Annotated in this window: 22 protein-coding genes and 1 riboswitch; of the genes, 12 read left to right on the top strand and 10 right to left on the bottom strand. The window is 46.5% G+C overall.

What is annotated here, in order from left to right; translation table 11 throughout:
- Positions 1–3: 3 nt before the first annotated feature.
- Positions 4–783, bottom strand: coding sequence for a tetratricopeptide repeat protein (locus C4S60_RS11840; protein WP_103880558.1), 780 nt, complete (start codon positions 781–783; stop codon positions 4–6).
- Between the two features lie 304 nt (positions 784–1087).
- On the opposite strand from C4S60_RS11840, the gene C4S60_RS11835 reads away from it, so the two are divergent.
- The 3 genes from C4S60_RS11835 (at position 1088) to C4S60_RS11825 (ending at position 3982) form a co-directional block, all read left to right on the top strand.
- Positions 1088–1537, top strand: coding sequence for a dCMP deaminase family protein (locus C4S60_RS11835; RefSeq protein ID WP_103880557.1), 450 nt, complete (start codon positions 1088–1090; stop codon positions 1535–1537).
- 111 nt (positions 1538–1648) lie between these two features.
- A complete protein-coding gene (locus tag C4S60_RS11830; RefSeq protein ID WP_103880556.1) occupies positions 1649–2977 on the top strand; it encodes a DUF4397 domain-containing protein in 1329 nt (442 codons plus the stop codon).
- Between the two features lie 156 nt (positions 2978–3133).
- Positions 3134–3982 (top strand): TonB-dependent receptor, encoded by an 849-nt coding sequence (locus C4S60_RS11825; RefSeq protein WP_208623265.1) that lies wholly within the window; start codon positions 3134–3136, stop codon positions 3980–3982.
- A 22-nt stretch (positions 3983–4004) separates the two neighbouring features.
- Here C4S60_RS11825 and C4S60_RS11820 read toward each other — a convergent pair whose 3' ends face one another.
- The 3 genes from C4S60_RS11820 to C4S60_RS11810 form a co-directional block, all read right to left on the bottom strand.
- Entirely contained in the window at positions 4005–6416 is a 2412-nt protein-coding gene (locus tag C4S60_RS11820) for an MMPL family transporter (RefSeq protein ID WP_103880555.1), read from the bottom strand.
- A 135-nt stretch (positions 6417–6551) separates the two neighbouring features.
- Positions 6552–7247, bottom strand: a complete 696-nt coding sequence (locus tag C4S60_RS11815; protein ID WP_244183091.1) for a YccT family protein — start codon at positions 7245–7247, stop codon at positions 6552–6554.
- 189 nt (positions 7248–7436) lie between these two features.
- Positions 7437–8387, bottom strand: a complete 951-nt coding sequence (locus tag C4S60_RS11810; protein WP_103880554.1) for a porin — start codon at positions 8385–8387, stop codon at positions 7437–7439.
- Between the two features lie 534 nt (positions 8388–8921).
- On the opposite strand from C4S60_RS11810, the gene dinG reads away from it, so the two are divergent.
- Genes dinG through rsmS form a run of 4 tightly spaced genes read left to right on the top strand, consistent with a single transcriptional unit; the run spans position 8922 to position 12486 of the window.
- On the top strand, positions 8922–10997 hold the full coding sequence (gene dinG, locus C4S60_RS11805; RefSeq protein WP_103880553.1) for an ATP-dependent DNA helicase DinG: 2076 nt from the start codon (positions 8922–8924) through the stop codon (positions 10995–10997).
- Between the two features lie 15 nt (positions 10998–11012).
- Entirely contained in the window at positions 11013–11783 is a 771-nt protein-coding gene (locus tag C4S60_RS11800; protein WP_103880552.1) for a TSUP family transporter, read from the top strand.
- A 29-nt stretch (positions 11784–11812) separates the two neighbouring features.
- Positions 11813–12331, top strand: coding sequence for a primosomal replication protein (locus C4S60_RS11795; protein ID WP_103880551.1), 519 nt, complete (start codon positions 11813–11815; stop codon positions 12329–12331).
- A complete protein-coding gene (gene rsmS / locus C4S60_RS11790) occupies positions 12331–12486 on the top strand; it encodes a pleiotropic regulatory protein RsmS (RefSeq protein ID WP_425275125.1) in 156 nt (51 codons plus the stop codon). The genes C4S60_RS11795 and rsmS overlap by 1 nt, the downstream gene beginning before the upstream one ends.
- A gap of 129 nt (positions 12487–12615) precedes the next feature.
- Here the strand turns inward: rsmS and C4S60_RS11785 are convergent, their stop codons facing one another.
- Entirely contained in the window at positions 12616–13728 is a 1113-nt protein-coding gene (locus C4S60_RS11785; protein ID WP_160111359.1) for a glycosyltransferase family 4 protein, read from the bottom strand.
- A gap of 353 nt (positions 13729–14081) precedes the next feature.
- Here C4S60_RS11785 and C4S60_RS11780 point away from each other — a divergent pair, with 353 nt between their 5' ends.
- The gene (locus tag C4S60_RS11780) at positions 14082–14288 is read left to right on the top strand and encodes a hypothetical protein (RefSeq protein WP_103880548.1); all 207 of its coding nucleotides are present in this window, start codon (positions 14082–14084) and stop codon (positions 14286–14288) included.
- Between the two features lie 126 nt (positions 14289–14414).
- Here the strand turns inward: C4S60_RS11780 and mukB are convergent, their stop codons facing one another.
- The 4 genes from mukB to cmoM are packed head-to-tail and all read right to left on the bottom strand — an operon-like array spanning position 14415 to position 21715.
- Positions 14415–18863, bottom strand: a complete 4449-nt coding sequence (mukB, locus tag C4S60_RS11775) for a chromosome partition protein MukB (protein ID WP_103880547.1) — start codon at positions 18861–18863, stop codon at positions 14415–14417.
- Positions 18860–19603 (bottom strand): chromosome partition protein MukE, encoded by a 744-nt coding sequence (gene mukE / locus C4S60_RS11770; protein ID WP_103880546.1) that lies wholly within the window; start codon positions 19601–19603, stop codon positions 18860–18862. The genes mukB and mukE overlap by 4 nt, the downstream gene beginning before the upstream one ends.
- On the bottom strand, positions 19584–20921 hold the full coding sequence (gene mukF / locus C4S60_RS11765) for a chromosome partition protein MukF (RefSeq protein WP_103880545.1): 1338 nt from the start codon (positions 20919–20921) through the stop codon (positions 19584–19586). Before mukF ends, mukE begins: the two co-directional genes overlap by 20 nt.
- A gap of 11 nt (positions 20922–20932) precedes the next feature.
- Complete coding sequence (gene cmoM, locus C4S60_RS11760; RefSeq protein WP_103880544.1) at positions 20933–21715, bottom strand: tRNA uridine 5-oxyacetic acid(34) methyltransferase CmoM; 783 nt, start codon at positions 21713–21715, stop codon at positions 20933–20935.
- Between the two features lie 114 nt (positions 21716–21829).
- Here cmoM and elyC point away from each other — a divergent pair, with 114 nt between their 5' ends.
- Positions 21830–22714 (top strand): envelope biogenesis factor ElyC, encoded by an 885-nt coding sequence (gene elyC, locus C4S60_RS11755; RefSeq protein WP_103880543.1) that lies wholly within the window; start codon positions 21830–21832, stop codon positions 22712–22714.
- Positions 22715–22826: 112 nt separating this feature from the next.
- Here elyC and torR read toward each other — a convergent pair whose 3' ends face one another.
- On the bottom strand, positions 22827–23537 hold the full coding sequence (gene torR / locus C4S60_RS11750) for a two-component system response regulator TorR (RefSeq protein WP_103880614.1): 711 nt from the start codon (positions 23535–23537) through the stop codon (positions 22827–22829).
- A gap of 280 nt (positions 23538–23817) precedes the next feature.
- Here torR and torD point away from each other — a divergent pair, with 280 nt between their 5' ends.
- From torD to C4S60_RS11735, 3 genes are all read left to right on the top strand, one after another.
- Positions 23818–24471 (top strand): molecular chaperone TorD, encoded by a 654-nt coding sequence (gene torD / locus C4S60_RS11745; RefSeq protein ID WP_103880542.1) that lies wholly within the window; start codon positions 23818–23820, stop codon positions 24469–24471.
- Between the two features lie 323 nt (positions 24472–24794).
- The gene (purR, locus tag C4S60_RS11740; protein ID WP_103880541.1) at positions 24795–25799 is read left to right on the top strand and encodes an HTH-type transcriptional repressor PurR; all 1005 of its coding nucleotides are present in this window, start codon (positions 24795–24797) and stop codon (positions 25797–25799) included.
- 179 nt (positions 25800–25978) lie between these two features.
- A riboswitch (cyclic di-GMP riboswitch) is annotated at positions 25979–26067 on the top strand.
- A 115-nt stretch (positions 26068–26182) separates the two neighbouring features.
- Entirely contained in the window at positions 26183–26773 is a 591-nt protein-coding gene (locus C4S60_RS11735) for a TfoX/Sxy family DNA transformation protein (protein WP_103880540.1), read from the top strand.
- The last annotated feature ends 17 nt before the right edge of the window (positions 26774–26790 follow it).

Below are 26790 nucleotides of genomic sequence, written 5' to 3'. Positions count from 1 at the left end.
ACGTCACTTGTGAGAAGAGTACGCGGCCAGATACTCACTCGCTTTGCTCTTGGCTTCTGCAAGCTGTTCTGGTGCTAGTTTCATGGCCAGTTCATCACGTAGATTTTCAGCGGTTGCGTAACCGTTAGTGGATGCGACAGAAGCCCAGGCATATGCCTCAACATTGCTCTGTTCTATGCCTTCACCCAAAGAATACTTATAAGCAAGGTTACGCTGACCGTAGGCATAACCATTCTTTGCCGCTTTTTTATACCACTTAACCGCCTCGGCATCATTTTTCTCTACACCCAGACCTTTGGCATACATAACACCAAGACTGTTCTGGGCTACATCATAATTGCGCTCTGCAGCCTGACGATAGTACTCCACCGCCTTCGCATTGCTCTTAGCGACGCCACGTCCCCATTTGTACATGCCTGCCAAATAGTACTGAGCTTCTACGCTGCCTTTTTTAGACGCTTTCTCAAACCAGGATGCCGCTTCTTTTGGGTTATAGTCAACACCATGACCGTTATCATACATCATGCCGATTTTATACATGGCCGTTTCGCTACCTTGTTTAGCAGCTTTGTGGTACCACTCAACCGCTTTGGCATCATCTTCTTTAATGCCATTTCCAATTGCGTAACGATCACCAAGCTCTATCTGAGCAAACAGGTCCCCTTGATTCGCTCCCTGTTCGACTTGGCGAACGCTTTGGGTCGACCAATCTTTTACAAACGCAAAGCTTCCTGCACTAAAACACAGACTACATAGAGAAACCGCTAACAGTGTTTTTCGCATTGTATATTCCCATCCTTAAAGATTTGCTCAGATTCTGCCACAGTATTATGACACTTCTCACTAAATTTAAGCAGAATTGGCGATACTCTGACAAAGAATTTCGTGTTAGTCACAAAAATATCGGGCTGCTGTCTAGATTCCATTCACCGATATATCATTTGAGCTAAAAACCTTGATCCAACTGCGCTACAACTGGGCTGAGCTTTGTAATCGTTTGCAAAATTACTCGTTTTGTTACAGCAAGTTTTGTACACTCTAGCCAATACATTGGCAGTTATCTTTAACATGAGAAAATGGAGTGATTATGGTCTCTAAATGGGCGAAGCGATTCATTCAAATGGCAGAACTGGTTGGGTCATGGAGCAAAGATCCTTCTACTCAGGTCGGCGCCGTCATTACCAAAAAAAATCGTATCGTTTCAGTGGGTTTTAATGGCTACCCGCACGGGATTTCCGATAGCGCAGAAATAGATGAGCGCGAGACGAAATATCTAAAAACACTCCATGCCGAAGAAAATGCCATTCTTTTTGCCAAGCGAGATTTGGATGGCTGTGAAATATGGGTGACTCACTTCCCATGCCCCAACTGTGCAGCCAAAATTATTCAGACAGGTATTTCAGTGGTCCATTGCCCCGAGCAAGACGAAGACTTTATGTCGCGCTGGGGTGAAAAGGTGATGGTGAGCCAGGATATGTTTGAACAGGCGGGAGTGAGCGTTGACTGGCTTCCACTCAACGAGTTAACGCTCAACTGACAATAAGACACCAGTTTCTTAACCGATAGTTTGTTTTGAGTTTTTTTTGAACTAACTAGATTTTCACACCGTAAGCCTTTTTGCGATTAATGAAAAGCAAAGAGGCTTGCTATGAAAACTATTAAAATATCTTTAGTCGCTGCTGCAGCAATCACCCTGTTTGGCTGTGGCAGTGATTCGAATGACTCAACCCCTTCATCTCAACTCCGAGTCACGCACGCCAGTGCAGATGCCCCCAAAGTGTCTATATTGATGGATGGTGCTATCGTCTCTGGTCTGGACAAAGTGGATTACTCTCAAGGTAGTGGACTTCTTACCGTTGACTCCGGTGACCACGATCTTATTGTGCGAGGATTGCTCGCCGGTGATGCGACGGCTGACGTTATTACCGCAAACGCGGTTAATCTGGCGCCCGATATGCAGTACGACGTCTTTGCCGTCAATAATGTGACTGCGATTGAACCAGTCATCCTCTCTCGCTCAAGTATGGGTCCAGATGCATCTTCGATTCGTCTCGACGTTTTGCACGCTCACCCTGCAGTAGGCGGCGTTGACATTCACGTGACCACCGATGCCAGTATCAGCTCCGGGACTGTTGCTATCTCCGACCTGACGTTCAAAGAAGACGACGCTAATTTACCCGTCACTCTTCCTGCTGGAACCTACAGAATTCGAATTACGCTGGCTGGGCAAAGTACAGACGCAGACGTAGTATTTGACAGTGGTGAACTGGCGCTCGACGGCGGTAGTGATTTGATGGTCACAGCAGTACCAAACGTTAGCGGTGGCATTGTTTCTCCGGTGAACTTGCTGGTCGCCGATGGCACGTCAGTGAGTGTCGTGCGAAGCAGTGGAGAGAAAGCCACGGTACGTGTGGGCCACGCTGTTAATGGCGCTCCAAATGTAGACGTGCTAGTCGGTGGAACTGTCGTGCCCGGCCTTGGCAACATTGCTTATGAGACTATCGCAAGCACGGATGTCGCGGCTGCTACATATAATCTAGATGTTGTCGCAACAAGCACCACAGGGCCAGCTGTTCTTAGCGCTCCAAATACTGAGTTCACCCCAGGTTCAGAAACCACCATTTTTGCAGTAGGTACAGCAGGCTCGATTGAAGCATTGCCAATCGTCGAAGATCTTCGCAGTGTGGCAACGTACGCCAAATTGAGAGTGGTCCACGCCAATCCTGTAGCCGGCTTGGTAGATATCCATGCGACGCCTGCGGGAGCTGGGTTCTCAGCAGATACTGTGGTACTGGCTGGTGTCGACTTTAAAGACAGCGCAGTGCTTAATGTCGATGCGGGCACTTATGATTTTGCCGTCGCTGCAGCGGGAACAACAAACGTTCTCCTTTCCGCTTCCAACGTGACATTAGCAGGCGGTAATGTTGCAACAGCGTTTGCTACAGAGAACTCTATCGCATTGAACGTCGATAAATAATAGTTCGCACCTTTGACGATAAAAATCCGCCGGCCTTGAGCTTGCGGATTTTTGTTATTCTCTGACAATAAATTCTCTTTTCAACCATATACACCTCAACTACAATCCGCCCTCCTATAATTGAGGTATATCATTCCCCTTAACATGGCGCATTCAATGAAAGCAATTATTCGACAATTGATCCGAACTTTAGTCCTTCTCCCCCTGCTCAGCGCAAACATCGCCCATTCGCTCGAGCTTCCCTTATTTAAAAAAGAAGCCGAAGAGCGTGGTTACACTCTCCCTGAAGCTTTTGGATTGAGTCTTGGGTATATGAGTGTCTCTCAGGGCATTAATGTCGATTCCATCTCATTGTCTGGTCTGGGTGCCCTCGATAATATTGGTATCAAGACAGAAGGGGGATATCAGGAAAGCGACGTACTGACGCTCAAGGCCGATGTTTGGGTACTGCCGTTTCTTAACTTTTACGCGATTGGCGGCAAACTCAACGGCTATTCCGAAACGACGATCACTAACGTTAAGCTGTTTCCGGGCCTTCCGGGAGACGGTATCGAAGTTAACGAGCCATTTAAACTGGATTTAGACGGCTATATGTATGGAGCGGGTACCGTAATTGCCGGTGGCTATAAAAGTCTGTTTGCCTTGGTTGATGCCAGTTATACCAAAACCAGCCTCACAGTTATTGAAGGAGAGATTGATTCCATCGTGATTTCTCCTCGTATCGGCTATGACTTTTCCCGTAACAGTGATTGGCCCCTACGTGCATGGGTGGGTGCTCAGTACCAGAATATTGAGCAAACCCTCTCCGGAAGCATCAAGGATCTTCCTCTCGGTGGGATACCGGTACCAGACAACGCTAAGTTCACCGTGAAGCAAAGCCTGGCAAATCAGTGGAATACACTCGTCGGTGCACAATACGAGTTCACCCCTAACTGGGTACTGATCAGTGAACTTGGCTTTGGTCAACGAAAGAGCTTTTTCGTCACCCTAGACGCTCGCTTCTAACCTTCAAAACTCATCAAGCCCATTATTCAATGGGCTTTTTCTTCGTGACTTCAAGCAGTAACGGCAATAGCGTCAAACTGAATACCAAAATACAGCTCAATGCGATAGTGAGTACGAGTCCAATGGAATGCATGCCTTGGTGATCGGCAACGATCAAGGCACCAAATGTCGCCAACGTCGTTAAGCAACTCACCAAAGAGGCTTTGGGCGTCGACGTTTTAAAGAACGCAGCCAAGGTTCTCACCGCACGAAAACGCTTCACGATATGGATACCGTTATCTACGCCCAAACCAAAGATCAACGGGATCACGATAATGTTCGCCATGTTCATCGATAACCCGAGCCAGTGCATTAGCCCTAACGTCGACACTGACGCCAAAGCAAGTGGGATAAAAATCAGTAACACGTCTCGCTTTTTCTCAACAGTCCAAATAAGAATCAGCGCAATACCAAACACCGACATCATGATCGCCGCTTGAAACGCGCGAACAATAATACTACCCACTTCTTGTTCAGCGACTGCTCTGCCCGTGGCTTGAGGTGCAATTTGCTTAACCTCGGTAATAAACTGCTCCAGAGCATCGACATTAGTCATGTCTTCGCTCGGAGAGATAACCACCAGCCATTTACCCTGTTGACTGATGTAGCGCTCACTCAAAGCTTTTGGCAGTGATTCAATAGCAACGGGTTCAAATTGAGTCAGTGTGTTCAAACTATCTGCTAGACCCGAGAATAAATGCTCAGCGACCGTTGCACTATCTATCGCATCAGGTAAGAGCTCGCTATCCTGCCAATGCTCAGTTTTAGCCCTATCCACGAACTCTGAATAACTCATCGGTGCCTCTATATCAGAGTCGGCAAACAATGCTTGCAGCTGTAGCGTTCTCTGCTCGAGATGTTTAGGCATGAAGTCACTAACCACTCTGACTGAGGCCACCGAAGCCTGCTTGATCAGACGTTTTTGCCACTGCTCGGCTTGCTGTTGATTTTTGGCAATGGCAAACAGCTGATAGCTTGAACCCAGCCCTTCTTGCTGCAGTTGATTCAATGCCAGCACAGATTCTGACTGAGGGTTTTTGAGCACTAACGTTGAGAAATCAAACTTAAACTGAGTTGCGCCATATCCCATCACGACCGTTAAAACTATCGCTAAGCTAAACACAGCGCCCTTAAAACGCATCAGCTGCGCTCCAAACCAGGTAAAACGATGGGTATCACGTTGATGGCGCACTCTCGGATAGCCAAACAAAGTAAAGAACAGCGGAATAATGATAAAGGTTGCAACGAGGCCAAGCACCATACCCAACGCAGACACGACACCTAGCTCACCTAGTCCAGTGTAAGCCGTTGGGTAGAAGCTTAGAAAACCAAGTGCAGAAGAAAGCGCACACAGTGACAAAGGTCGAAGCGAATGGGCAATTGCATCGCGCATCGCTATCAAGTCACTCTCCCCTTTAAGTCTAATCTCTTGAATGTGGAGACATAAGTGAATAGAAAAATCGACAGCAAGGCCAATGAACATCACCATAAACACGATGGATATCGTGTTGTAATGACCAATAACAGCCAGGCCAGCCGCAAATGTCCAGGCCAGACCTACTAATACGGTTAAGTAACAGGCGACAATCACCCGCAATGAGCGAATGCCAATTGCCAGGATTAAAATAAGTCCAACTAATGAGGCACTACCAGCAACGGCAATGCTGTTATTCGCATCAGCAATTTCATCATAATCCAGCGCTGCCTGACCGGTAATTTTAACGTCAACGTCTGATGGTAAATCTGCAGCTATGATGCTCTGATTAATGGCCTCAATGATGGCACGATTTGGCTCAGTGGCCGAAGCGTCTGGTTCTGCAACCAGCGTAATGGCATAGGCGGTGGGTTTTGTCAGATTTTTCTGAGCCAGTTTTGCCCAATCAACAGACTGGTTGTTTATCGCCTCTAACAGCGGCGTTAAGTTCGGCTGTTCGCTTTGGGCAAGTTCAGCCAAATAAAGCTCAAGGCTAACCGCTTGTGCAGCGAGCGCGGCTGGCTTAATCGTGTCGCGCGTGAAGGCTTCAATACGGTCAAACTCATTTTGACTCACAAACCCCAACGGATGCTCTTCAAACCAAGTCAGCAGCTGGGGCGCAAAAACCTCACTAAAGATAGCTTGCCCGCGCAGTTGTTCCGCTATCGCGGCGACATGAACTTTAACATCCGAACCATTAGTACTGGTAACCAGCACAGTAACATTGCCCGACTCAGGGAAAGTCCCATTGAGATAATCAAGATCCTCAACCCAAGCGCCATTTTGCTCGACCAATGAAGATAAGTCGGCATTCATCCGAAAGTGCTGTTGCCCATACCAGATAGCAACACCAGTAATGAAGGTGACGATAATAAGAACAAGCTTAGGAAAGCGCTGAATAAGTGAAAATAGACGGTTCACGGGCCTGACGTTAGCAACAGAATAATGGCGTTATCATAACCCAGTTCTGGACAGACTATGGTTAGATTCCTGTTAGCCAGACACAAAAAAGGGGCATATTGCCCCTCAATAGAAAAGTGAAATAGAGAGCGTCAATTACTCTTGATCGATCATCCATTTGCGGAATTCTTTACGCTCCTCTTTAGAAGCTTTTAGATACCAGGCTTTTAGCTGCTCAATGTTATTGGCATTGCTTGCCGCTGGCATAGTCTTCTTGTCTGTTTGTGCATTTTGCTTGGCTTCAACTGACTTGCCGTTAGCAGAGGCAACCGCCGCCGTTGCCACAGCTGGTGCTGCCACTTCTGCCGCGACCATTTCGCCACTGCCAAAGGTAATACCGCGTTCTTCATTATGTTTGGCAACCAGTTCAACCATACCCATGTATGGCAACATACCTTCACGGCCTTGCAATTTCTCTTGGGAGTAAGTCAGCGATTTGCCATCCTGAGATACTCGCCACTCTGGGTTGCCAGTTCTAAACACCGCTTCCGCCTCTTGCTTACTGCGCGCGACCGGATGGTTGATTTTAATTTCATCGCCGGTAACGTCAAACGTCAGTACATAAGGGGCAGACGTGTACACGGCTTGAGAGCTGCCTCGGCCCACCTTTTTATCCATTTGAAGTACCACCTGAGTTTTGCCCGGTTTTACTTCATTAGGTTTAATCTTTGACTCCGCTTCCTGCCCATTAATGTACAGTAACGATATACCCTTCATCGGAATGAGGGTCGCCGAATTTGTGGAAAAAACAACGCCTGCAGTTAACACTGCTGCAATAAAAGACCTCTTCACTGGAGTCACTCCTTAATTACTCTGTGGTTTACTCAGTCAGACTCAGTACCGTCATCATGCCATATTCAACCAAAGACAAAAGTATTTTTTAGTAATTTTTAGCATAAACCGAGCGCTCTAACACACTGTTCATTAAACAGAAAAAGCCACCCGAAGGTGGCTTTTAAGCAAGATAATCAACAAGCGTGATTAGAATTCAGCTTTTAGACCGATTGCGTAACCTAGCTCGTTATCTGTTGCATCGTCACCACCAACTTCAACATAAGCTGTTGTAGAAGGAGCTAGAGAATAACCAGCGTTTAGGTACCAAGAGTTTAGGTCTTCAGAGTTAGCAACGTCGTTTGAAGAGTTGCTGTAACCTGCAGCAAATTTGATAGCGTTAAATGTGTAGTCTGCAGAGATACCGAATGTGTCTGAAGCAACGTCTGCACCTGCAGTATCACCGTCAACACGGTACCAACCAGCTGCTAGGTTTAGGTTTTCAACACCACCCCAACGTGCTTCTAGAGCGTATAGAGTTTCTTCTTGACCGTCAAACGCTGCACCTTCTTCTTTGAAAGATGCTTTACCAACGAAACCAGTGAAGTCGAAGTCTGCTACACGGAAGCCAGCTTTTGCATCGAAGAACGTGCCGTCGTTACCAAGACCGTTGTTACCGTTTCTGTCTTGTAGGAATGCTGCTGAAACGTAGAAAGTGCCTTTGTCTAGGTCATAACGAATTGCTTCGTCACCAGAGAAAGGAGTACCGTTTTGGAAGAATGAAGAAATACCGAACTGGTAGTCAGAACCGATACCTGCATCATCAAGTGCTGTAGCTGTTTTACCAAACTTGATAGAACCTAGAGACTGAGAGTAGAACGCCATGTAAACGTCACCAGTGTCTGCTACGCCGCCGTCACCAGAGAACTCCCAGAACGCACCGATTTGAAGGTCATCGTTCACTTGGTAACGAGTATCAAAACCGAAATCTGCGTCTTGAATTTCTTGAGTTAGTTCAGCATCTTTAACTCGATCTTTAAGGTATACAACTTCAACGTCACCAGTCATGTTAACTGTAACTTTGTCTTGGTTATAAAGTTCGATTGCTTGCGCAGAACCAGCTGATGCTAGAACTGCTAGAGCTACTAGAGTTTTTTTCATGATAATCCACTGCCTTTTCTTAGATGGGAATTCCTTTTCGGTTCCCTTTTTTAATATATGTGACGTCTAAATCTTCCTTCAGAACGACAACCTTTTGTCCTTTGGTTGACTTAGCGCCTTTAAATCTCGAAACCAAGAATGCAAAAGTTATCAGGCAATGTCAAACACTCTAAACCAGATAAATAAATATATATAAAACAAATAAAAACAACAACTTACAAAAACCAGCGTGACCAACTGCAAATTTTTTGAACACCTTTCAATTGCAACAGCGATGTTGTTTTTATGACACTTGGCAGTATTTTATTTCATTAAACAAGAAACAAAGCCCACCCAAACGGGACTTTATTTGTTACAAGTGGGTTTTTTGGCGTTTTATATTTTTTCCCATCCAAAAAATATCCCCCCTAATGAAAGTTCACTTATTTTTTGTGACTTCGATCTAAATCCAGCCACTTACCCCGGCGAATTTTGGCCATATTTTTTGAAACCCAAAGTGTGCTACACTCCGACGTCGTTAATTTGGGTCACCTTATGCTTACCAGTAAAATCCAACAATCCATTCGCCAGAGTTATCAGAACCTGCAAAGTCAGCTGGAAAACTTTGTTCCGAGACGGGCACAGAACTATCTTGTTTCAGAAATTGCTAAAACACTATGTGGTCAATATCACAAGTCGACGCGCATGATGGTGGCCGAAGCCGGAACCGGAATTGGTAAAAGTCTCTCTTATTTAATGGCGACCATTCCGGTGGCGGTACAAAATAACCGCAAGATTGTTATTTCCACCGCTACCGTCGCACTGCAGGAACAGCTTATCGATAAAGATCTGCCGCTGTTTCGACGCATTACCGATCAGAACTTCTCTTTTATTATTGCTAAAGGCAGACAACGATACTGTTGCGCAGAAAAGCTCGCCGTAGCATGTGGTGCTGATGGTGGCCAACTCGCCATGTTTGAAACTAAGCCTAAAGCGTCTGATATAAAGCAACTGCAGCTTATGTACGAAAAACTGGCACAGGGTAAATGGGATGGTGACCGCGACTCCTGGCCCAAACCCATTGGCGATGCTGTCTGGCAGACCATCGTCAGTGAAAAGCACAGTTGCAATAACAGCTTGCCTGCGCACCGAGGCTGTCCGTTTGCCAAGGCACGTTCAGAGCTGGACAAAAATGATGTCATCATCGCCAACCACAGTTTAGTGATGGCAGATGCGGACTTAGGAGGCGGTGTGATTCTCCCGGAGCCGGAGAACACCATTTTTATCTTTGACGAGGCCCACCATTTGCCTCACGTTGCTCGAGACCACGCCTCTGCAGCGGCAACACTAAAAGGCGCGGCCAGTTGGCTGGAGCGCCTGAACCAGTCTGCCGCTAAGTTTTCTGGTCTGGCTGATGAAAAACGTGTCAGTCGCTTTCGCAACGAGCTTCAGGACTCGATACAACAGCTCATCCCAATGCTTGGTGAGGTCAATACGTTCTGCTCAGGATTATCCTTTGAAGAAAACAGTTGTCGGTTTGAAAATGGCGAACTACCTGATTGGCTAGAGGAACAAGCCAAAGTACTCAAACAGTATTCGCAAAAAGGTGCCCAAGCCGCGGCCAAAATCGCCGACCTTATCTCCGAGCGACTCAAGGACGGCGAAGTCGCTGCCAGAATTGCCGAACCCGCTCTGGCAGAGCTGGGATTTTATATCCAGCGCTTTGATAACCTCGCCGCAGTCTGGCGCCTTATGGCTGAACCACAAAAAGAGAAAGGCGCCCCATTAGCACGCTGGGTTGAGAAAAGCAGTGAACGAGAAGGTGACCATGTTGTCAGTGTTGCGCCATTGGAAGTCGGTTGGCAGCTTGACCAACAGCTTTGGTCACGATGCGTTGGTGCCGTTCTGGTTTCCGCCACTATGCGTGCTTTGAATTCATTTTCGTTTTTTTGCAATCAGGCGGGGATCAGCCAAAAAGCCGAGGACGGCGTTCAGTTTCTGGCATTAGCCTCTCCGTTTAACTATGCTGACCAGGCAGAACTCATTGTGCCCAAAATGCGTTACGAACCTCAGGTGCCGCAGTTTACCGACGAACTCATCGACTCGCTGTTTAACTACATTCAGGAAGGAAAGAGTAATCTGGTACTGTTCTCTTCTTATTGGCAGATGAATAAAGTCGCCGACGAAGTCAAAGCCAAGTTCGCACTTAAGGGCTGGCAATTACAGGTTCAGGGCGAAAAATCACGCACAGAAATTCTAAATAAACATAAAACGTTGACTCAATGTGGCAAGACCAGCGTGCTATTTGGTACCGGCAGTTTTTCAGAAGGATTGGATCTTCCGGGCGAACTATTGGAAAACCTGATCATCACCAAAATCCCGTTCGCAGTACCCACCTCGCCCATTGAGCAGGCCCATGCAGAATATATAGAGAGCAAAGGTGGCAACGCATTTCTCCAGATTACGGTTCCTGAGGCAAGTAAAAAGCTGATACAATCTGCTGGCCGTTTGCTGCGAAAAGAAAGAGACTGCGGAACGCTCTATATTCTCGACAGGCGAATCGTCACAAAAAGGTATGGCAAGTCACTGCTCGATTCCCTGCCCCCGTTTAAAAGAACTATTGAATATTAAAGGTCACAAGTCTCGATGGAATTTATCGAACCAAGCATGTTGGTGATTTTGGCGCTGGTTGCATTTGCAGCGGGCTTTATTGACGCCGTTGCTGGTGGCGGCGGCATGTTAACGGTTCCCGCCCTACTTTCACTGGGATTACCCCCCCATATTGCGCTGGGAACCAATAAGCTGGCAGCCACCTTTGCTTCCTCTACTGCGGCTTTTACTTACTACCGCAAACGGTTGTTTAACCCCGAATGCTGGTTCCGGGCTTTTGTCGCTACCTTATTCGGCGCGACCTTAGGTACGTTAGTGGTCGACATGATCAGCACAGAGTGGCTGGAAAAAGTACTGCCACTGATTATCCTGGCAGCAGCCCTGTACACCGTTTTCCATCGCGCGCCTCAAGGTGAGCATAATAAGGTTGATATCGGCTGCCCTACGTTCAATAGAAAGCAATATTTACAAGGACTGTCCCTCGGCTTTTACGACGGCGTCGCGGGTCCGGGAACTGGTGCCTTCTGGACAGTAAGTTCCATGGCGTTGTACCGTCTGAATATTCTGTTCGCCTCCGGCTTGGCAAAAGCGATGAATTTCACCAGTAACTTTACCTCGCTGGTGACATTTGCGGTTTTAGGTCATATCAATTGGGTGCTAGGCTTAACGATGGGCGTTTGTCTAATGGCTGGCGCTTACATCGGAGCTCATTCAGCGATTCGCTTTGGTGCTAAATTTATCCGACCGATATTTGTCTCTGTCGTCAGTGTCCTGGCGATCAAACTCGCGTACGAGGCGTGGTTCTAGCCGAAATATCGGCTGACTTGGTGACTCATATGAATATTGCCCAGCTAAAGTCCAGACTAGGGGAACTCAAAACCCAAGCACTTTTATTCGATAAACAACACATAAGTCAGGGACATCGTTATTTCGATCAACACCTTTTTGATACGTCCGGGTACAAATTGACCCCCTGTGTAGAAGAGGCGGAACGTAACCTTGTTCATGCTCTGACAAACATCAACAATTGCCAGAGTGATGTGTCTTCCGTTGAATTCCTACTCGAGCGTTTTAGTTCTCAACTTGAAGCTCTGGAAAGAGTATTGGCAGACTTTCCGTTAAGCTCCGGACAGACACTGAACAACAAGCCTCTGACTGAATTGCGAGCAGACCTCAAGCAACATAAGGCTTGGGAACAGCGATTGTGTCAACTGGTCAGGGAAAAAGAGCTGAAACTGGACGCTTCAGGACAAAGCAAACAAGATCTCATTGCCACCGAGCAAAGATTACAACGTTGCCGGAGTGCGATAAATGCCATTAAGTATGCCATTAGCCAAAGGATGAAATTTATATAATGTCGAATGAATCTGGATTAGAACATGCGCCGGAAGAAATAAAACTGGCCGTTGACCTTATCTTTCTACTGGAAAGTAATGAGGTAGACCCCAAAATCGCCTTGCAGGCACTTGAGATAGTGAAAGGCGATTTACTGAAAAAAATTGAGGGCTAGGCTTCGTTTCCGCCCCGGCTTGTGGCGTATGGTATCGTTAACAGGAACATCCTCGAAGAAATAGACTGCTCTGAATTGTCAGAGCCTACAGAGCCCATCCCTGCTCACAATGGTAGTGACATACCTACTTTACAGATATCGCAAATAAAGATCAGTGTAACGTCGTACTTGCGCTTCCATCGTATAGTTTAATGCATTCTCATAGCCAGTTTTTACTGTCTCTGTATAGTCATCCTGACCGTCTATCAAGCGCGTCAATAACTCCGCTAGCTGTTTGCTGTTTTCATTGTCAAACAGCAAAGGCCATTCTTCAGGAAGTGAGTTTAATAACCCAGGAGAGCGAGCGGCAATAACTGGCGTTTTTTCTAATTGTGCTTCGAGTGATACAAGTCCGAAGCCTTCATATCGAGACGGCACCACAAGGTAGTCAAAGACCTTTATATATTGCCTGGCAAAAGGGACTGCACCATAGAATATGATTTCTTGCTGTATAGACTCCGCCATTTTCATCAGCTTTTGTTTATCTTCACCATCACCAATCACATGCAACACAACGGTATGAGCTGGCAATTGCTCTAGAGCTTGAAACAAAATATCAGGACCTTTCTGAGATGAAAGACGTCCAATATAGCCCAAGTTAACGAATCCCTCATGGTACTGCACCGGAGCTTCAGCACTATTGGTTTCGCAATGGCGGTTAATCGCATTGGGAATCACCTCAATAGTGGTGGGTGGTTTCAGACCAAACTCAGCTCTGCGCCGATTCAACGAGGCGATATTGTCGTGGTCAAAGTGGACAGTGACAGCATCGGTAATTCTTCTCTCTGTAAAGCGACCTCGATAGGTGCTTGTGGGCCAGAACACGGTATTTCTTATGGTACGCACTACCAGGCATTTTACCCAGGGTTTAATAATCGAAAATAAGTATTCGGGATGGTCGGTATGCAAGTGTACGATATCAGGCTCAAAGCTTTGAATGATAGACTTTAACCTAAATGCGGCAACGAACAAACGTGGCGGTAAATTGGAGAAATTGAGTTCATGATAACCCACTCCGTCTTGTTCTAGTAATTTGATAAGTGCGCCTGCGATGTCTTGATTGGTCTTCAGAGGGGGCTTGATCCCTACGACGCGAACATGATGAAAATGTGCCTGGCCACGTGCCAGATTAATGGTACCCGACTCTGAACCACCGTTGCCTACCCTGTTGACGATGTGAAGGATTTTCAATTGCCGGTCCACTAACTTTCTCCTATGGCACAATTCTACTTAGAAAACTCACCACCTCGTAAGCGCAATAAGTAAATTATCGAAGGTAAAGTAACCTTTTTACTATAGCTAGATTCTTTGATCTTTATCCATTGTAGTAACGAAAAGGGATACGGTCGCTAAGAGTTGGGTACATTGCAGGGTCCAATGTCATGACTTAGTGACCGACAGCTAATCAGGTGGTTCCAAAGGTCGCATTGCAAGCGCTAGAGTTCATAAAGAACGACCTACAAAAAAATCAATAGCTAAAGAAGTCTTAAACCCCTATAGTTATCAATGTGCAGTGCCTTAACCCTTTGATACTTTCTTTGAAGCGGAGTGCAGATATGAGTAACGCTGTGATGCTATTTTTGGAGCGAAACCCCATTCGATCGTTTGAAACTGAAGAAATTTATTTGAATCGGATTGCCGAAATTGCTGTAAATGAGAGATTGGATCTTGACGACTTTTTTCTTGTGCTAGGAGACAAGTATCCTCAACGTTGGAAACAAATAGCCGACCTCAATAGCAAACTATCTGGAAGTGACTCTTAAGTCCCGACACTGTCCTATCATGCTGGATACCGATGTCGCAGTCATCTAGCAAAGGCACGGCCCAGTATAGATATGACAAGAATGCCTCCATTGTCATGTGGAGGCATTTTTGTCAACGAACCAACTCTAAGCCGTTACCTGCTCGACAAGCTTCTCGGCATCTTCCAGTCGCTTATTCTCACCAAAGCCACGAAGTCCCACCACATGTACATGTTCGTGATCTTTGAACACTTTACGAACCAGCTTATAGGTAGTCCCTTTTTCTGGACTGATGTTTTCAGGCGCTGCGATTAGAAGCTGCATTCCCTGACGGTCACAAAGCTCAAACAGAGTCGCAATCGACTTCGCATCGAGACGGGCGGCTTCATCGAGGAACAACAGTCGGCATGGCAGAATATCTTTGCTGCGCAAGCGACGGGATTCTTCTTCCCAGCTCTGCACCACCATAAGAAGAATCGACTGACCGGTACCAATCGCTTCACCGGTCGACAGGGCACCCGATTCAGCTTGTAACCAACCATCAGAACCACGATTCACTTCTACACTCAGTTCCAGGTAGTTACGATAATCTAATAGCTCTTCACCCAGCACCTGTGGGGAACGCTGTCCCATGTCAATATGAGGATTCACTCGCTGGAATAGCTTCGCCATTGCTTCCGAGAAGGTATAGCGAGAGCTTTCAAACAGATCCTTGTGATCACCTGTCAGTGCCACCAGAAGCTGTTCATGACTCTCACGGATCTTCACATTCAAACGCACGCCTTTCACCTGACCGAAATGAATGTTCGACAGGCCCTGATTGAGCATGCGAATACGGTTCTGTTCTCGCTGGATCGTCTTATTGATGATGCTCGATACAGATTCAGAGCTTATCGCAAGACGGTTCTCGCGCTGCGTCAGTTCCTCTGTCAGACGAGCCAGTTCCACTTCCATCTCTTCGATCGCTTCCACAGGATCATCCGTGCGAATAATATCCTGACGAATGCGTTCTCGCAGATGCTGATAGACCGCAATATAAAACAGAACCTTACGCTCTGGCTTAGAGGTATCTTCGGACTGACGTAATGAATCACGAAGATCTTCATTGTCAGCAACAGCCAGACGCAATGCGCCCAACGATTTATCTGACATCGAGCGTAGCTCACCCGCACTCAAATAAGCCAACTCACGCTTATGCAAGCGACGTTCAACATCGTTCGCTTTGGCAAGGCGCAATACACTGCACCACCCCGCTTTAGCCGCAACCACATAAGCACGTAGTTCGATGTACTCCTTCTGGACTTTCTTCAGGCGCTTTGCCAGCCCCTTCATTTCCAGTTCTGTCGAGGTCATGGTTTTCTCATATTCCGACTTGCGACTACGAGAAGTTTGCAACGCAATCTGTAGTTCATCACGACGCTTTTCCGCGCGTTCAAGCGCCGACTCATCAGGGACGATGCCGTATTCCTGAAGTTCCGCTTTGAACTCCTGAACCGTTTCCTGTTTCGCCTGATGTGAACTCTTAAGCGACGCCAACACCTGATTGTACTGGTTGCTCTGTTCCTGAACCTGCTTCAGTTCATCTCGCAAACGGGTACGACTCGCTTCTGCCTGAACCAATTTGGTTTTAAGCTGTTCACTCAGTTCACTGCTCTGACTCAGCATATCCACTGAGTCTGCATACGCAAAGTAAGGACGTCGCTCTGCCAGATCGGCAACCGCAAAGATCTGAGCTTTTAATGCCTGCAGTGCTTTGTCCGCTTGTTGGTACTCTTGGCTTAATGCATCAAACTGCTCTGGGTCACTATCTAGCGCGTTGACCACAGCTGATAACTTATCGAGTGTTTTCTCGTGCTGATGCATGAAAGCCTTCGCCGAGTTCAATGCTTCAATCTGTTCATTGAGCGCCTGAAAACGTTCCGTCAATGTCTCATCAAACAGTACATTTGATGATATGGCCAATCGGTCCAGTAAGGTGACAGTGTGCTTCGCTTTCGCCAGCTGCGAGCTGACTTGCTGTTCACGTTGTTTATTCTCATTCAGTTCGCGAGAAACTTGGCTACGCTGCTCACGTAAACGGGCTAACTCTGCTTCAGGGTCCGCTTCAAAGGCTAGTTGCATGTGTTGTGCTGCAAAGGCATTAAATGCCTGATACAAACGCTGCAGTTTTTGCGCATCAAAAGCAGCTTTAGCATGCTTTTCAACCGTTTCTTCGCGTTGTTCGCGCAGCAGTTCCAGTCTTTGTTCACGTGCTGCTCGTCCAAATAGCGGAATTTTCGGAAAACGAGAATAACGTAGCTGCCTTTCATTCAATTGAACACAAACCGCTCCGTCTAGTTCATCTGCATCGAATGAACTGTCATCAAACGCATCGATATCACCTTCAATGATGTACAGGTCTTCCGGGCAGTCATCCAGTTCGACCAGTTTCTCCTTAATACCTTCAAGGTTAGAAACCACGATAGCATGACGTGCCGGACCGTACATAGCACTGAAATATGGCGCATCATTAATGGTGATATCGTCATAGATCTCCGATAACAAAACGCCACCTAATGTATCAGCCAAACCTTTCAGGCGCGGGTCATTTGAGCCTCCAGGAGAAGCCAGACGCTCGATTTCCTGCTCCAGTTCTTCCCTTCTTTTGGCTAATACATCACGATCGAACGCCGTTTGACGCTCTTTATCATTGATCTCTTGCATCGAACTGATGACATCAGCGCGATCTGTTAACTCCAGTCCGCTTTGCTCACGAAGATCTTCCAGAGCATTGAACGAGCGAATCCAATTAGGAGCATAACTTTCCAGTTTGCTCATCGCAGAGGTGAACTCTTGTTCACGCTGCTTCAGTTCTCCGGCGCAGTCTCTCAACGTATCAAGCTGCTGTTCAACTTCGAGCACACGTTCACGCTGACTTTCTGCTTCCAGTTCAAGATCAACATCAGTGGCAACACGTACCCCAGTTTGCTCGAGTTCACTGGCAAGTTGTTTGGCCTGCTCTTGTCGCTCAATGTTTTTCTCTACTTCGCGGTACTGAGCTCGCAACTGAGTCTCATTTTTCAATAGCTGTTGCTGTTCATCACTTTGTTTCAACATCGATCGGGCAATGCTGCCTGCTTCGGTACGAACAACGTCACCGGCGACCTGTTTAACCAGAGATAGTGCCAACTCAAATTGTTGGGCCGCAGCCGAAGACATGTCCAGGCGATGTTTAAGCTCTAGTACCTGTGCAGTACTTTTAGTTTCATCGGCTTTCAGTTGCTGGAGTGTTTCAACGGCTTTGTCCTGATTTAACGAGTCATCTGCAAGCAGGTCACGAGCTTTATCGAGTGCCTGAACCGCTTGTTGATATTGCAGTGCACGAGTTTGTTGAACGTCCAGAGCCTGTTGATAGTCGGCAAGTTGAGTCTTGAGGCTGTCCACCTCTTCTTCTGCAAATGTGGCCTGCTCTTCTGCTGCCAGCTTGCGCTCTGTCGCCTCTTCTACCACCATCATCTGTTCTTCAAGTCGCTCATTGAGCTCCTCAAGATCTTCCTGATAGCGTTCGATTTTTTCTTGTTGACGCAAGGCGTTCTGAACCAGCAATAAATGGTCCTGAGCCCCCTGGTAATCCTGTTCCAATCCGGATTCACTCTCGAGCAACATAGACAGCTCTTGCTGTACTTTGTTGAGCAACTCATTTTGTGCAATCAGGGTCTGTCTGGAACCGAACAGCTCACTGCGCATCGACAATGTGGTTTCCAGCTTGTTGCGACGCTCATTAGCATGACGCATATAGTCAGCCGCAACATAATTAGTCGACTCTGTAATCAAGTGTTTGAAAAGATCACGGTCAGCCTGAGTGGTCTTAATCGCTTCCAGAGTCAGGCGGTTTTCTCGCAGTGCGGATTCCATATCCTGAAACGCTTTCTTCACCCCACCGTTTTGTGGTAACAGGTAATCACGTAAAGAACGGGTTATGGCGCTCGAGATACCACCATATAGTGAGGCTTCAATCAAACGGTAGAATTTTGAACGGTCACTGTTGTTACGCAGTTTCTTCGGCAAAACGCCAAACTCAAACATTTGCGCGTGATAGTCCACAATCGAGTTGAAGGCTTTAAAGTGCACGCCTTCCATTGAGCTTACAGCGTCTTTAACTTCATTGATTTGACGTACGCGAGCATGGTTATCCGATACCGCTTCAATCAAGATATCCGTTGGCTTCACACTGCTCGGCAAGCCCTGAATGATAAATGGCTTGATATCGACTTTTTTGTCCCGACCCGCGACCTGTTGAAGTTTCACCGCAAATAAGATGCGCTGATTGCGAGAGTTGACCACATCCAATGCCGAATAACAGGTGCCCGGCTGCAGCTTACCGTACAGGCCCTTATCTCTGGATGCTTGAGAGCTACCCGCTTCCGTTGTGTTACGAAAATGCAGTAAGCTCTGGTCCGGGATAAGTGCAGTAATAAAAGACGCCATGGTGGTGGATTTACCCGCACCATTACCACCGGATAGTGTGGTCACCAAACTGTCGATGTCAAAAGTACGTGCAAAGAAGCCGTTCCAGTTGACCATCGTCATCGATTGATACTTACCTCTTTCAATCATACGTCAGCCTCCTGTTGAATTTGCTGGGTATCTTCACGTTCAATGCCTTCGGAAGCATTCGCTTGTTCACCTGGAATCAAGCTTCCCTGAGACGGAGCCTGAGTGTGAACAACCGCTTCGCCATCACGAATCAGTCTTAGCTGCGCTTCGCGCATGTCATCGCCGATTCGCACATCTGCTCCAAAACGGAACACGGCTTCACTGATGCGAAACTTATCGGTATCACCGATTGAAATGGTCATTCCCAGGCGGCGAAGTCGACGCAACGAAGTACGCACTTTTTCAAACAGTTTTTCTTTGTCCAGATCAGAGCCCGTTGCTCGGTTGGTCACCAATCGCATCAGCTTTTTCTCATCAGCCAGTGCCAGTAACTCTTCGTACAGTTCCTGATTGGTAAAAATACCTTCGTGGGCCAGACGTTCGGGGCTCAGATAAAGGAAACACAATACTTTACCCACCAGCATATCTAGTTCCGAAAGGACACTACGCCCAATCAATGTAGTGGAACGTGGTCGTAAATAGAAAAAGCCCTCTGGAGCCTTAACCAGCTCAGTGTTATAGCGTTGGTAAAAACTGGCTAACTCCATTTCAAAGTCAGATAACAACGCATGGTTGTCCATATCTTCGCTGGAGATATGTTTTCCCGCGCGAAGTGCACTATCGAGTGCTGGAAACAGCGGGTTTGTGATCGCTTTTGCCAGTTTTTCTGGCATGTATTCGTCAATATTTGTCGATGACATTTGCTTGTACCTTTGCGCCAAAATCGTTGATCGCCTGCCAGTCGGGCTGAATAGCGGAGTAATCAGACTGCGAGTAACCAAGTCTGACCGCCTGGTCGACAACAATTCGTGCGAGATCGAAATGATGGGTATGCGGATGCGAGGCTAAGTAATCTCTTAGCACTATGCCTAAGTCGATTGGCGTGCCTTGTTGTTTGTGGACTTTCAGCATCTCTCCAATGCGCTCTGCAAGCTCATCATTTACTTGTTCAAATTCTTCGTATTCCACTTCCAGTGGCACTGCACCTGTAACTTCGTCATTACGAAGGACAAGGGCTTCATCCCTGAGATCTCTCAGCTTCTCGGCATCGGCATAAGTCAGATACCAAGGCGCATCAAAATAGTCGGTAACGGATTGACGTAACCTTTGACTGAATGCCCGGTTCTGATCCATATCTATTGCGGTACGGATAAACTTATGAACGTGACGGTCATAACCTATCCATAAGTCGATAGCTTGCTGACCCCAGCTAATAATTCGGTCGAGCTTCATTTGCAAACCAAACAATGCCTCGCCAACGAACTCCAACTCGTCATCACCGTACACCAGTTCCTGAATATCCAGGATCTGCGTTTGTAATTCGTCACCCGCTGCCTGCAGCGTATCTTGCAACTCTCGTAACGTCGCGGACGTCTCGGACAGAAGTGTTTCACAGTTATTGATAGCTTCACGCCAATCTTTGTTCAATAGCTCTGCAATCTGGACTTTCACCGACTGCTGCTGCTCATCCATTACGCGCTGGTTGAGATCGATTTGGTCAAAAATCTCCCCCACCGAGTACTTCAGCACAGCAAACACATTCTTACGCCAGTGATCTACCGTGCCTCCCTCCTGTGCGGCCTGGATAGCTTTCGCCATCTCACCGGCAATCATGGAGAGCTGAATAGAAAGTCGGAGTTTAGAGAATTCTCGATGTCTGACGTAATAGTCGGTTATACCAATAGCCAAAGGGCTAAGTCTGTATATACTCGCGCCATCATTGACTTCGCTGGTAAATCGACTCAGCAGTCGCTGCTTCACCAACTCATTAATGGCATTGTTGGCACGAAACGCGGTGGCTTCGCCCGTTTGCTCAAATTGCTGGGTCACGATTTTGAACGCATCATGCAATTCACCTTCACCCAGCTCTTCATCAAATCTTTCATTACTCAGCACCGCGATGGAGATGAGAAATGCCAACCGTTCAGTGGAAAGATTCAATGCAAAATCATGCTGTTTGACCCAACCGACGAGTTCATCTATCGGGCGGTCATCCGCAATCAGAGTGTTATCACTCATGGTCTTTCCTGTTATTGTTTTTTCCTGGCCCATACATGAATGTATCGGCCCATGGAGAGATACGGTTCTTGACGACACAGTTGTTGCTCAATTTTAAGCACATCCTCTGCGGTGTACTCTCCCATGTACTGCATATTGCCGATGTAATCACTGAACGAACGAATACCGGATTTACCACATATTTCAAATCCGGCGTCTTCAATCCACTGATACACTTCCTCTGGCTTCAGACCCTTTTGAGGCTGAAGCTTAAATCTTTTTCTATGCGGCATACCCTCTAACACGTGGGGGATATTGCCACATATAACATTTTTGAACACTAAGCCATGATGGTTGTAAAACATGACAGAAGCGATACCACCGGGTTTCACTTGAGCTAATACCGCTTCAAGCGCTGGTCTGGGATCCGCTAACCATTCCATTACGGCATGAAACAACATCAGATTCACAGGCTGCTGCATGTGCTCTGCAATACGCTGTACCGGACTATGAATCCAGCGATATTGCGAGAGTAGGCCATTTTTTTCAACATCTGCTTTTGCTAGTTTGAGCATTTCAGAAGAGAGGTCACACAATGTAATACTGTGCCCTCGCTCGGCAATTCGTTGAGAAACTTGCCCTAAACCCCCTCCTGCATCTAAAACTTGCAACGTTTTTCTAGTATCATCCAACTCGGCAAGAGCTTGGGTTAAGTCTTCCCAAACAATGGTTTGGCGAATTTCTCCCTTTTCAGAGCCGTAAATATTTTTTGCAAATTTGTGGGCGATATCGTCGAAATTTCGGTCTTGCATCACGGTTTATTAAGTTAAGATAACCAGTCGTACAGCTATTCTGTCATATAAGTGACAGGAATAAAGGGTCAACTCCCTTTTTTAGCGTTAAGTGGTGTTTTTTCGGACTATTATTCTATGTTTGAGCTGAAAAAGGTCGTGTCTTCCTTACTAATGCCTTTGCCTGCCATGTTAATCCTTGGCTTCTTGGGCTTGATTCTCATTATGTTTACGGCGCGCCGTAAGCTAGGAAGCCTGATTATTCTTGTCTCTCTGTGTGGGACATTTCTTATTTCTTTCCAACCTTTGTCAAGTCGCTTGCTTATGCCACTTGAGCGCCAGTACAGTGCGTTTCTCCCCATTAATGAGACCATCGACTATGTCATGGTTTTAGGCGGTGGTCATGTCGTGGATGACCAAGTCCCTCCCACCTCAGAACTGAGTCGCGCTTCACTAATGAGATTGTCAGAAGGAATACGCATATTACGCATGTATCCTGGCGCTAAGCTCATTTTGTCAGGCTATGCTGGTGGAACCGATGTAAGCCACGCCCGTGTGATGGCAAAAGTGGCACTGGCATTAGGCGTTTCAAAACCTGATATCATTCTACTTGAGACTGCCAAAGACACCTGGGAAGAAGCGAGGCAAGCTGCCGCTTTCGTGCAGAGTAAAAAACTTGTTCTGGTTACATCAGCAAGTCATATGAAGCGAGCGATGAATGAGTTCGAGTCTGCCGGGCTGTCTCCGTACCCTGCACCAACCAACTTCCTGGCGCAGAAGGAAATTGATCAAGCCTGGCAAAAGTATACTCCTCAATCACGTTACCTTGAGCAGACCGAACGCTATTGGCACGAAACCATGGGGCAAATTTGGCAGGGTCTACGAGACTGGGTCGCAAATGAGGGCAATCAGGAATTCCTACCTGTCGTATCCGAACTGGAACAACCACAGGTATCCGATAAGGTGACTGTCGAAGATCTGGAAGCCGAACTCGCTCCGGAAGAGCCTGTCCCCTCTCAATAGTTCTTCTGCTTGCGACGCCACTCATTACCTGAATAACGTCTGTGGTAAATAAACCATTAAAAAAGCCAGCCCGTCAAAAGATGGTCTGGCTTTTATTCGACAACTAAAACAATCAGTCGCCTGCGAACATGTACCCTTCGCCGTGAACCGTAATAAAGATTTGTGGGTTTTTAGGGTCCGATTCCATTTTAGCGCGCATTCGACGAATCAATACATCAATGGTTCGATCATTAGGCGCATCGACCCGATGGCTAATCATGTTTAGGATACGCTCACGGCTAAGCACTTGATTTGGGTAGGCCGACAACGCAACCAACAGTTCGTATTCTGCTTTTGTTAATTTGACTGGTTCACCATTATTGCTCAGTGAACGACGCTGCTTATCAAACACCCAGTCACTAAAGAAGATAAGATTTTCATTCTGCACATCCTGTTCTACTACGGGCTGTTTTCTCGCAAGGGAAATGCGCCAAAGCAGGTTCTTAACACGAACCAGCAGCTCTCGTAGCTCAAACGGCTTAGTCACATAGTCATCCGCACCCATTTCGAGCCCGACAATACGATCAATACTATCCGTACGTCCGGTGACAAGAATAATGCCGATGTCTGACTGGCTTCTCAGCTCACGTGTTAGCATCAAGCCATCTTCGCCAGGAAGGTTGATATCCAGCATGACGAGATCAATGCTCGATTCCTGAAGGATCTGGCGCATTTGCTCACCGCTCTCTGCTTCACTCACTAAATAACCTTCGCTTTCAAAATAGCCGACAAGCTTACTGCGAGTAACGACATCATCTTCCACTACCAATACGTGATATTTCATGTCTTTATTCTCAATCTCTAATGACCATGCCATTCTATTCATAATTAGTCACAATTCTAGCGCACATTGCGTCGTTTTGAAGAAAATGTGTGTTTTCTTGATTCAAAACAAATCCAACTTCAGCTCCGGATATGCAACTAAATCTCACGATAAATTACCCCCCCAACCCCTTCTTTTTATTCATTTTCTTTCACAACTGGATATGTTTTTTCATATCTATAATTACTGTTGTTCATCTTTATTGGCTAAAATAGTGATATCACTTTTGGAGATAACAAAAATGCAAGAAATCAAAGCATTTAATGAACAACGCGCAGAAATATATTGGTGGCTATCAAGCCTGTTTGCTAAAGAACTGACAACCGAAGAACTGGACAAATACCACAGTCCGGAAATTCGTGCGTTCTTAACCGGACTCGGGGAAAACGCCACACTGACACAGGCTATCGAAAGTCTCGTCGATGCGTTAAATAGACTTCAGGTTCGGGAAGATGCTCAACTGGAACTTTCAGCGGATTTCTGTGACTTGTTCCTGAAAACCGACAAACATGGTGCACTACCCTACGCTTCCATGTACATCGGTGAGTCTGGCCTGCTCAATGATAAGCCTGCTCAAGAGATGGCTGAGTTGCTCAGTAAACACAGCATTGCGGTTGATGAGAATTTAAATGAACCCGCAGACCACCTCGCTATCGAACTGGATTTTTTAGGCAACCTGATTATCCGTTCCAACGAACTCGAAGCAGAAGCTCATATGAACAGAGCATTCGAGGAGCAAGCTCGCTTCATCGAAGGTTTTTTACTTTCATGGGTGCCCCAATTTGTCACTAAATGCCAACAGCATGATGAATTTGGCTTTTATGCAGCGGCAGCAAGATTATTAGAAGCATTTATCCGCTTGGATCTGACCTACCTAAAAGGTGATCAAGCCTAAATAGTTCAGGCGTATGCTCTGGCTCTCTTACATCAGATGAGCAAAAATGCGCCTTATCTATAATTTTGTTGTATAAGTGATTGCTTGTGCCTTGTGGTGCGTCTACAATCCGCCGTTTAAATGTAAAATCCGTTTTCGCGTTCGCTATTTATAATAAAGACATTATTAAGCCAGGCCTTCGCAAAAGCGGTTTTTATCATTCGGAATGCACAATACAGTCGATCTCGCTTTGTCTGGCTTCTTGCGAAGCAAACGTTTGAGGTCACTCAATTCGAAGCGGTATACTCTACATATAAGCAAGCCGCGACTAATAGGATATAGCTATGGCAACAATTAAAGATGTCGCCCGCCTAGCCGGCGTTTCTACGACCACTGTTTCTCACGTTATCAACAAAACTCGTTTTGTAGCAGAAGCCACGCAAGAGAAAGTCATGGCAGCTGTCGACGAACTGAATTATGCACCTAGTGCCGTTGCCCGTAGTCTGAAGTGCAACTCTACCAAGACCATCGGTATGCTGGTTACTCAATCAACCAACCTGTTTTTTTCAGAAGTGATTGATGGTGTAGAAAGCTATTGCTACCGTCAGGGTTACACTTTGATCCTGTGTAACACTGGTGGTGTTTACGAGAAACAAAGAGACTATATTCGCATGCTTGCCGAAAAGCGCGTCGACGGCATTCTGGTCATGTGTTCGGATCTCACTGAGGAGCTGCTGGAAATGTTGGACCGCCAGTCTGATATTCCTAAAGTTATTATGGACTGGGGCCCAGAAAGCTCTCAAGCGGACAAGATCATCGACAACTCTGAAGAAGGTGGCTATCTGGCAACGAAATTCCTTATCGAGAATGGCCATACTGATATTGCCTGCCTGAGTGGCCATCTGGAAAAAGCCGTTTGTCAGGAGCGTATCGTTGGTTATAAACGTGCTCTGGCAGAAGCCGGAATCGAGATGAAAGAGGACCGCATCCTCGAAGGTAATTTCGAGTGTGACACTGCAGTGATCGCCGCCAACAGAATCGCAGCGATGGAAGATCGTCCAACTGCGATTTTCTGCTTCAACGATACAATGGCATTGGGATTGATGAGTCGCCTTCAACAACTCGGTGTAAATGTACCTGAAGACATCTCGGTCATTGGTTACGACAATATTGAACTGGCAGAATATTTCTCACCACCATTGACAACCATTCACCAGCCAAAACGCCGTGTCGGTAAGAATGCTTTTGAGATTCTTCTAGAAAGAATCAAAGATAAAGGTCACGAAAAACGCATTTTCGAAATGCACCCCGAAGTTGTAGAACGTGATTCTGTCAAAAAAATCACCTAGTTTTAAAAAAAGTGCCGTATACGGCACTTTTTTTTGATCCCCATCCAATAAAACTCATCGCTTATTGTTTGATTCGACATACGCTCAAGCACAAATCCCGAGCGATTATTTGAAGCAATGTCACACTTTTACGATTGAACCGTCATAGATTTGTACGTTTTTCATTTATTCTATTGATGTCACGCACAGGGCAAACCACTTGAAAGGGTGGGACGCAAAGCCACCGGCCTAAACCAAATTTTTTTTGATAGGTAGCGGGGTTACCGATGGCAAAGGTATTAGCGCTCTTTTAGGGTAATCTTAACAGAGAGCTGACACCCGTTTGCTAAACTCTCGGACCTGATTCTGGTGACACAATCAATAACACCGAGAAAAAAATAAGCATGGACAATCCTATACTAAAAAACTCGATGCAATTGTTCGCTCAGCTTGGAAGAGTTAAATCTCGTTCTATGTTTGGTGGATTTGGTATCTTCGTCGACGATACCATGTTTGCATTAGCAGTGAATAACAAATTACATATCAGAACTAACCGTCAGACGATCGCTAAATTTAAACAACTTGGTTATAAACCATACGTTTATAAGAAGCGTGGCTTTCCTGTTGTTACCAAATACTTCGCACTCCCTGAAGAATGCTGGGAAGATCAAGATCAAATCTTGAACTATGCCAAAGCCGCTTTAGAGTTTGCAAAAACAGAAAAGGTGCAACAGTCGGAGACTAAACCCAATCGACTCAAAGACTTACCTAACTTGAGACTGGCCACTGAGCGTATGCTCAAAAAAGCCGGCATCGAGTCAGTGTATGACCTTCAGGAGCAGGGCGCCGTTGAAGCTTTCAAAGCGATTCAACGCACTCACTCAAACACGGTCGGACTTGAGTTGCTCTGGGCACTAGAGGGCGCCATTAATGGTACTCACTGGTCAGTCATTCCGCAGACAAAAAGAGAGGAACTGGCAAGTTTAATTAACTAGTCAACCCGTCTCTCTAT

The sequence above is a fragment of the Vibrio hangzhouensis genome (assembly GCF_900107935.1).
Lineage (GTDB): Bacteria > Pseudomonadota > Gammaproteobacteria > Enterobacterales > Vibrionaceae > Vibrio > Vibrio hangzhouensis.
Note: the sequence above shows the minus strand (reverse complement) of the source record. Positions and strands in the feature narration are given on the sequence as shown.